This is a genomic window from Mammaliicoccus fleurettii, assembly GCF_003970575.1.
GTDB lineage: Bacteria > Bacillota > Bacilli > Staphylococcales > Staphylococcaceae > Mammaliicoccus > Mammaliicoccus fleurettii.
Map to the genome: position 1 here is coordinate 1 of NZ_RXWZ01000161.1, position 2244 is coordinate 2244.

1 protein-coding gene is annotated in these 2244 nt (G+C 28.7%); it reads left to right on the plus strand.

The annotated features are described in order from the left end of the window. The first annotated feature begins 133 nt into the window (after positions 1 to 133). On the plus strand, positions 134 to 2119 hold the full coding sequence (locus CD129_RS11295) for an acyltransferase family protein (RefSeq protein ID WP_115337619.1): 1986 nt from the start codon (positions 134 to 136) through the stop codon (positions 2117 to 2119). The last annotated feature ends 125 nt before the right edge of the window (positions 2120 to 2244 follow it).

A 2244-nucleotide genomic window follows, 5' to 3' on the forward strand; every position in this document is an offset into this window, starting at 1 on the left:
ATCCCTCACAATTCAATTGTTAGGGATTCTTTAATTACGTATTAAGATATTGTAAATATTATATATTTATCTTTCTAATGAATATCTAGATAGATATACTAACATTTGTATAATATTAAAAGGAGTTTTTCATATGCAGACACAACCAATCAATATAGAGAGGAAATTTAGACCTGAAATCGAGGGTTTAAGAGTCATTGCAGCATTGCTAGTAGCAATTTATCATATATGGTTTGGAAAGGTATCAGGAGGCGTAGATGTATTCTTCGTTGTTTCAGGATTTCTTATAACGACATCAATCATATCTAGATACAATCGGGAAGGATCATTTAAATTTTTACCTTACATAACAGGATTAATTAAACGATTATTTCCATCAGTTATCACAGTATTACTTACAACGGTCGTATTAAGCTTTTTCTTATTGCCTGAATCGATATTAGGTAAAACTATAAAAGAAATTATAGCTTCATTGTTTTACTATCAAAATTGGCAACTCGCTTTATCAAGTACTGATTACTTAAATAAAGATCAAATGAAGACACCAGTAGAACATTTCTGGGCAATGTCTATACAAGGACAATTTTATATTATTTGGTTCTTATTATTTAGTTTGATTTTTGTGATATATAAAAAGAAAACAAACTTGAAAATCGTAAATATAATGAATTTATTCTTAGGTACTTTATTTATTGTATCTTTTATTTATTCAATATATTTAACAAATGTAAATCAACCATGGGCATATTTCCATACATTAACTAGAGTTTGGGAGTTTTCATTAGGTGGGTTATTAGCAATTAATTTATCTAAAATAAAAATATCCAGTGTAGTAGCTAGCATTATAGGTTGGTTAGGTCTAATTGGTTTGATCTTAACAGGTGTTATTTTCAATGTATCAACAATGTTTCCGGGATACATTGCATTATGGCCAATGCTTTGTGCAGTATTTATTTTAGTATCTGGAAACCACGAAACAAAGCTTGGTGTTAAGAAATTTCTAGGTTCTTCCTTTATGGTAAAAGTAGGTGGATTATCATTTGGGTTATACTTGTGGCACTGGGTAATACTTTCATTCTATCAATATCATAACAACGAAAAACCAGGTATTATTTTAGGAATATGTATGATTTTACTTTCTTGGTTATTATCATACTTAATGACAAAATATATTGAAAAGCCAATTCGAACAGCATCTTCAGATAAAATTTCATTTAAAAAGTTAGGGATTGGTTTAGTAATTAATTTAATAGCTGTGGCAGCATTATATTTCATTGTATTTAATAATCCATTAGAAAAAGATAAAGTTGCATTAAGTGAGGACTATCCTGGTGCAATGGCTGCAGAAAAACAAGTTAAAGTAAATGATGATGTAGATGTGATACCAGAATTTTCGAAAATTAGAAATGAATCTCCTGATTCTACTAGAGACAAAGTACATCAAAAAATAGGTGAGTCAAAAGTTTTAGTTGGAGAATATGGTAAGAAAGAAGATTATCATAAGACAATTGCACTAGTTGGAAGCTCTCATGCACAACATTGGCTTGGTGCATTACAAACCGCTGCTAAAGAAGGTAATTACAGAGTCTTAAACATGACGAAAAGTGGTTGTGTATTGACAACTAAAGATAGTGAGCAAGATTGTACAGAATGGAATAAAAACTTAATCAAAGAAATTGAAAAGCAAGATATAGATTTAGTTGTAACAACAGCAGATTCAAGTACAGATATAAATGGTAAAATAGATCCATTACAAATTAAACAATTTGAGAATATCACTTCAACTAAGACACCAATAATGGCAATAAGAGATAATCCACGGTATGAATTTAATGTTCCAGAGACATTAGATAAATTTGGTGAAAAAGAAACAATCAATAAAATGAATGCCAAACAACGCTTACCAAAAGAGGATAAATGGAGTCAACTTGAAGAAAAGCCGAAGAATACAAAATATGTTGATTATACAAAGTACTTTAAAGAAAATGGCAAATTTGTACCGGTTATAGGAAATGTAATTGTTTATATGGATAAAGGACATATATCAAATAGTTATTCAAAAACATTCGGACCTAGATTAAAAACTGATATTGAAAAATATTTAAAAGAACTCAATTAATTTTGAGTTCTTTTTATTATTAAGCAAATGTAAACTATGATAAAAGAATGTAAACCCTTCCTTAAGTATCTGTTAAACAACTGTTTATTGCTTTAATAATAGTTACAATATAATTAATATTACAT